5 protein-coding genes are annotated in these 6,217 nt (G+C 55.1%); 3 read left to right on the top strand and 2 right to left on the bottom strand.

The genetic code is table 11. The features are described 5' to 3' along the window. Positions 1 to 104: 104 nt before the first annotated feature. Complete coding sequence (locus DXD24_RS09965) at positions 105 to 755, bottom strand: LexA family transcriptional regulator (protein ID WP_117646649.1); 651 nt, start codon at positions 753 to 755, stop codon at positions 105 to 107. A 1-nt stretch (position 756) separates the two neighbouring features. Beyond that, positions 757 to 2,007: an arginine deiminase family protein gene (locus tag DXD24_RS09960; RefSeq protein ID WP_158549404.1), complete on the bottom strand. Its 1,251-nt coding sequence runs from the start codon at positions 2,005 to 2,007 to the stop codon at positions 757 to 759. 277 nt (positions 2,008 to 2,284) lie between these two features. On the opposite strand from DXD24_RS09960, the gene DXD24_RS09955 reads away from it, so the two are divergent. From DXD24_RS09955 to argF, 3 genes are all read left to right on the top strand, one after another. After that, positions 2,285 to 3,721 carry a YfcC family protein gene (locus tag DXD24_RS09955; protein WP_199407999.1) on the top strand — a complete coding sequence of 479 codons (1,437 nt, stop codon included), beginning with the start codon at positions 2,285 to 2,287 and terminating at the stop codon, positions 3,719 to 3,721. A 42-nt stretch (positions 3,722 to 3,763) separates the two neighbouring features. Beyond that, entirely contained in the window at positions 3,764 to 5,008 is a 1,245-nt protein-coding gene (locus DXD24_RS09950; protein WP_117641075.1) for an arginine deiminase family protein, read from the top strand. 86 nt (positions 5,009 to 5,094) lie between these two features. Further along, entirely contained in the window at positions 5,095 to 6,102 is a 1,008-nt protein-coding gene (argF, locus tag DXD24_RS09945; RefSeq protein ID WP_117646648.1) for an ornithine carbamoyltransferase, read from the top strand. Positions 6,103 to 6,217 lie beyond the last annotated feature (115 nt).

The following is a 6,217-nucleotide window of genomic DNA, read 5'->3' as shown; positions in this document are numbered from 1 at the left end:
GACGCCCACAAACTAGCCTCTCTTCATGAGCCCCGCAGTCCGCTCCGGCTGCGGGGCTTTTGCTGTTTGAGATGTGTGCAGGGGGTAAACAAGAGCAAATTTGGTTAGATGCTCAGGTCATGGGATGCCTGAAACCAGACGATGACTCCGAGAATCCTGATTCGGCGTTTGTCCAGCACAATATCCGGTTCCGACGTGCGATATGAGTAGGATGACAGCATCACGGTGTTCGTGCCGGTGCTATATCGCCGTATGACCATTCTGGAATTATCGGCCAAGGCGAGGACGGAGCATCCGTTCCAGGGTTTCAGGTTTGGATCCACGAGGAGAAGGGATCCTATCGGATAGCATTTGGACATGGCAGATGTGTCCATTTGAACAAAGAAGCACCCGCGATGGTTTTTGAATACGGATGAGGGGAGCGCCGTTGTTCCGGTCTGCTTGAGTCCCGTTCTGCCTCCATTCATCTGAATTTTAAATACATCACAAAGGGAGTCAGTAGTAGTTTCCTTGGATTCCCCCTTCCGCCCCTCGTGGTCGAGCTTTGCGGCAAGCCCTGCGGTTTCCGATGCGAGGTCGTCAAACTGCAGATTGAATTTCGAAACGATCTTGAGCAGTGTCGACCGGCGGATGACATAGCGGTCCTTTTCCCAACGGCATACCGTTTCTTTGGAGACGCCGACAAGTGCCGCGAACTCCTCCTGCGTGAGCTGGTCGCGCTTGCGAAGCGCCTTTATGTTTTGACCCGTTCCCATGTTATGAAGCGCGGACGAGGGGAAGGCAGAGGCAGTTGGGGCCGCCAAAGCCGTTTGTCAGCTCAAAGATAGAGATGGGAACAAGTTCAATACCGGCCTGCTCCAGTGCCTTGTTAGTCTCGGTGTTCTCTTCGTATACGCAGACCTTGCCGGGCTCCAGGCAAAGGGTGCTTATGGCATTGTTGGTTCTTTCGACCTCTGCCGCTCCGGGATTTGAGCCGCCGCAAGGGATAAATTGCGGTGAACTTAAACCCAGGGCTAATCCCAGCGCTTCTTTTAGTCCGCCTTCGACATGACGCGCCCGGGTTGTCCTTTCCGATCTGCCTCGTGTAATGCAGTAGACTCGCGCTTGGTCCAGGAGCTCCCGGTCAATGAGGAATGTCTCATAGTTAACACGAGCAAAGTATGTGTCGAGATGAATGCAGAGATCATCGTAGGGAACCTCAATGGCCCATACGGACTCAATAGTCGAGTTCTCGTCCCAGAGCAAGTTATTCGCTAGGGTGTCTATAGCTGCTGGCTCGGTTCGTTGAGAGATGCCAACGGCTACATTTTCGCTGTTGAGGTTGTGAAGGTCGCCGCCTTCAATGTGGTAAGTCGATTCATGCTTGAAGAACTGAGGAGTCTCGCGGAAATCCGGATGATAGTTAAAAATCGTTTTATAGGCGATAACCTCACGGTTGCGCTCTGGCCAGTACATATGGTTGAGCGTGACACCTTCGCCGATGACGCTTGCTGGATCGCGCGTGAACCACATGGTGTTAAGGGGGGCTATGAGAAGGTCGTCGGGTGAGTATGCGTCTCCCGTCAGCTTTGAGAGGCTGAACACCTCCTTGTTCGTGTCGAAGACCTGGGAGTAGCGAACGCCGTTGACGGCTGCCTGGACCAGGTCGCGGGAACCTTCGATATGCTCAAGATACTCGCGAATGGCAGACTCGAGCTCAATGCCCCGCGCGCCGCATTCTGAAATGTAGCTATCGATAAAAGAGCGACGCGCTTGCTCTGTCGCATCAAGGGCTTCGGTAAGAAGGTTTTCAAGATAGAGAATCTCTACCCCTTCGTGCTCGAGCATCGCCGAGTAAGCATGATGCTCCCTAAGGGCTTTATCAAGATCGAATGAGCTGCTAGACGGACGCAACGTAAAGACCCGATTGAACTGCCCGTCGGGGTAGTTGCGCGTTTCGGGGCCGGGGCAGTGCAGGAGGGCCTTTTTTAGCTTTCCTATTTCGTTTTGAACATGTAGTGCGGACATAAGACCTCGCTTTGGCGATGAGTATTGATTGCTTCCATAGTGGCACATTACGAGTTCGATTCAATTTACATCATATCTGTCACAGGTGAATGGCACGAACCGGCTTAGTAATTGATGTTAAACATCAATCTAGAAAGCAAATTGACAAATTACGTCAATCTAAAGTCCGTTTACGGGTCGATGCGCTTCGTTGGCGGGCGAAGAGACGGAAGGGTGTTTTGCGCGATGACACAATGGCTTTGCCGGCAACGAAAAACCCCTGAATTAAGGAGGAGAGATGGCAGAGACAGAAAAGAAGCGCACTCTTCGAGTCCCGCACGTGTACACCATCATTCTCGTCTTGATGGCCGTATTTGCCGTTCTGACCTGGGTCGTGCCTTCGGGTTCGTTTGAGCGCCAGGAGGTTAACGGTCGCGAGGTAACGGTCTCGGGCACCTATGAGCCTGTCGATAAGGTCTATACGGACGAGGACGGCAACGAGGTCGATCTTCGCCAAGGCATCTTCGAAGTACTTGAGGCCCCTGCGATCGGCATCCAGCAAGCGGTCGAGGTCGTTGCATTCATTATGATTGTGGGAGGTTCCTTCCAGGTCATCACGGCGACCGGAGCCATCACGAGCGGCGTCGCCCGAGTGGTGAAGAAGTTCAAGAGCAAGGACGTCCTCATCATTCCGATCCTAATGGCGCTTTTTGCCTTGGGCGGCAGCACCTTTGGTATGGCAGAGGAGACGCTTCCGTTCTTTGCGATTCTTATGCCGATCATGATGGCCATGGGCTTCGACTCAATTACAGCGTTCATGACGGTGTTTGTGGGTGCCCGTATCGGATACATCGCATCTACCGTTAACCCGTTCAACGTCCTGATTTCCCAGGGCATCCTCGGTATCCAGGGCAACCCCCAGCTTTGGTTGCGTACTATCGCCCTTGTCGTGCTCACGGCAGTTGCCATCGCATGGGTTGTGATGTATGCCCTCAAGGTTAAGAAGAATCCCGAGGCATCCCCAGCTTTCCACGATGATATCGAGAAGCGCAAAGAGTTTGGCGCGGACGAGAACCTCCTCGATAGCGAGTTCACCGCTAAGCAAAAAGCCGTCATGGTTATTTTCGTGCTTGGACTTGGCACTATCATTTGGGGCTTGGTAGCCCAGGGCTGGTACATGAACGAAATCTCTGCGATTTTCTTGGCCATGGCCCTTCTTTCTGGTGTTGTTTCCGGGATGAATGAGAAGGAGATCGCTGGCGAGTTCGTTAAGGGAATTGCAGATTTCGCGTTCTCTGCCATCGTTGTTGGACTTGCCCGCGGAATCCTCGTAATCGCCAATGACGGCCTCATCATCGATACGATTCTCAATACGCTCGCCACGGCTCTCACTGGAGTTCCAGCCGTTATCTTTACGAGCATTCTCTACGTCGTGGATAACCTTCTGTCGATCCTCGTTCCGAGCTCCTCGGGCATCGCTGCTCTTACGATTCCCATTTTCGGCCCGCTTGTTGAGCTGATGGGCTTAAACCCCGAGGCTGCAGTTACCGGCCTTTCCATGGGCAGTGCTGCCATGTCTCTCATTTCGCCGACAAGCGCGATGCTCGTTGCCGGTCTTGGCGTCTGTAAGATTCCGCTTGGCCAGTGGTGGAAGGTCGCTTGGAAATTCTTCCTGGTCGTAAGCGTTATCTGCATGGCATTCACTGCGGTTTCGGGTCTTATCCCCCTGCCGTAAATGCAAAACCCCACATACAAGTTGTGAGAAAGAAGGATAGAGATGAACAAAGGACTGAACGTTCATAGCGAGATTGGCGCCCTCAAGAAGGTGTGCGTCCATCGCCCCGGTATGGATCTTGTAAACATGAAGGCGGAGGATTTCGACCGCGTTTGGATTCACGACGCGTTCTATCTGGACTATGCCCAGAAAGAGCACGATCAGTTTACCGACCTTCTTCGCGGCGCTGGCGCCGAGGTCGTCTATATGGAAGAGCTGCTCGCTGAGACGTTTGACAAAGTCGAGGGCACTCGCGCAGAGTTCATGACGAAGTTCATGGGGGAGTCCGGCATCTCCAACGCGGCCCTTCGCCAGGCCGTTGTCGAGAAGCTCGATTCCATCAAGGACAACAAGGAATTTGTCCTCACGGCTATGGGCGGACTGTATGTGCGCGACCTCGAGATCCCGCATGTCGGCGGCTCTCTTGCCAGCTTGGACGGCGATGAGCTGAAGGGCGACGACATGGTCCTCTTCCCCATGCCCGCCTCGTATTTCTCCCGTGATCCCCTGGCTGTCGTGGGCAAGGGCGCTACCATGAACCGCATGTACTGGAATCAGCGCAATCGCGAGGTAATCTTCTACGAAACGGTGCTCCGCAACCATCCCGATTACGCCGGTAGCCCCATCTGGTACGACCACAATAGCGAGTGGCATATCGAGGGCGGCGATATTCTCAACATCAACGCCAAGACGCTCGCCATCGGTATTTCCGAGCGTACCCAGACTGCGGCCATCGATGAGCTCGCCAAGAATATGTTCTGGGGTTCTGATGAGGCCGAAATCGAGAACATCTATGCCATCAAGATTCCGCACGGCTATGCCTACATGCATCTCGACACCGTTTGCACGCAGGTCGATCGCGATAAGTTCACGGTCTATCCCGGCATCTACCAGACGCTTCGTGCCTACCGCCTGACCAAGGGCGATTCGGAGGGGGAGGTGCATATCGAGGAGCTCGAGGGCACCCTGCAGCATATTCTCGAGCTTGCGACGGGTATGGACCACATCACCATGATTGAGTGCGGTGGTGGCGATCCGATCGAGGCTTCCCGTGAGCAGTGGAACGATGGTTCCAACACTCTTGCGGTCGCACCGGGCAAGGTCTGCGTGTATGAGCGCAACGTTGTCACCAACGATGCTCTTTACAAGGCTGGCGTCGAGCTGCTCGTCGCCCCCTCCGAGGAGCTTTCTCGCGGTCGCGGCGGCCCGCGCTGCATGACCATGCCGTTCTGGCGTGAGGAAATCTAGTCAGCGTTAGCGTATCTGGGCGGCGCGTGTGCGTCTGCGCCGCCCATCCCTCCTTGTGTGTTCCAACAACCGAAAGGACTCAAATCATGGCTCTTAATCTTTCTGGTCGAAGCGTTCTTACCCTGCTTGACTTTACGTCCGAGGAAATCGAGTACATGCTCGACCTCTCAAAGAACTTCAAGGATATGAAGCGCGCCGGTTATCCGCACCGCTTTCTCGAGGGCAAGAACATTGTCCTGCTGTTTGAGAAGACCTCAACGCGCACGCGCTGTGCCTTCGAGGTCGGCGGTATGGACCTGGGTATGGGTGTGACCTACCTCGACCCCGGCTCGTCGCAGATGGGCAAGAAAGAGTCCATCGAGGATACCGCCCGCGTGCTCGGTCGCATGTATGACGGTATTGAGTATCGCGGCTCCGACCAGTCGATCGTCGAGGAGCTTGCCGCCAAGGCTGGCGTTCCCGTCTGGAACGGTCTGACCAACGAGTACCATCCCACCCAGGCCCTTGCCGACATTCTTACCATGCGTGAGGAGTTTGGCGACACGCGCGGCATGAAGCTCACCCATATGGGCAAGGAGCAGGGCAACGTCAGCGACTCCCTGATGGTTATCTGCGCCAAGCTCGGCATTAACTTCTGCTCCTGCGGACCCAAGGGCGATGTCGAGGGCGCCACGCACTTCGATCCCGAGCTTCTTGAGCGCTGCCAGGAGATCGCCGCTCAGAATGGCTGCACGATCCAGCTCACTGAGGATATCGACGAGGGCGTCAAGGATGCAGACGTGATCTATACGGACGTTTGGGTCGGTATGGGCCAGGCTGAGGAGCTGTGGAAGAGCCGAATCGATCTTCTCTCTCCCTATCGAGTAACGCCCGAGGTCATGGCCAAGGCAAACCCCGGCGCCATCTTTATGCACTGCCTGCCGAGCTTCCACGATACGCAGACCACCATCGGCGCCGAGATTGCCGAGAAGTTCGGCGTGACCGAGATGGAGGTTTCCGACGAGGTCTTTGAGAGCGCGCAGTCTCGTGTGTTCCAGGAGGCCGAGAACCGCATGCATACCATTAAGGCCATGATGTACGCGACGCTTCGCTAGTAGCTGGGAAGTGAACGAATACTATGAGTAAACCGTACGGTAAGCCCGACCGCATCGTCGTCGCCCTTGGCGGCAACGCCCTCGGCAACAACCCCGTCGAGCAGATCGAGGCCGT

Origin of the sequence: Collinsella sp. TF12-2AT, from assembly GCF_003436735.1 — a bacterium.
In the GTDB taxonomy this organism is placed as follows: domain Bacteria; phylum Actinomycetota; class Coriobacteriia; order Coriobacteriales; family Coriobacteriaceae; genus Collinsella.
This window is presented reverse-complemented; position numbering and strand designations above follow the sequence as displayed.

Bases quoted from the DNA above. Each gene is read 5' to 3' on its own strand.
- DXD24_RS09955 (WP_199407999.1), top strand. From the start codon at position 2,285: ATGGCAGAGACAGAAAAGAAGCGCACTCTTCGAGTCCCGCACGTGTAC.
- argF (WP_117646648.1), top strand. From the start codon at position 5,095: ATGGCTCTTAATCTTTCTGGTCGAAGCGTTCTTACCCTGCTTGACTTT.
- DXD24_RS09950 (WP_117641075.1), top strand. From the start codon at position 3,764: ATGAACAAAGGACTGAACGTTCATAGCGAGATTGGCGCCCTCAAGAAG.
- DXD24_RS09965 (WP_117646649.1), bottom strand. From the start codon at position 755: ATGGGAACGGGTCAAAACATAAAGGCGCTTCGCAAGCGCGACCAGCTC.
- DXD24_RS09960 (WP_158549404.1), bottom strand. From the start codon at position 2,007: ATGTCCGCACTACATGTTCAAAACGAAATAGGAAAGCTAAAAAAGGCC.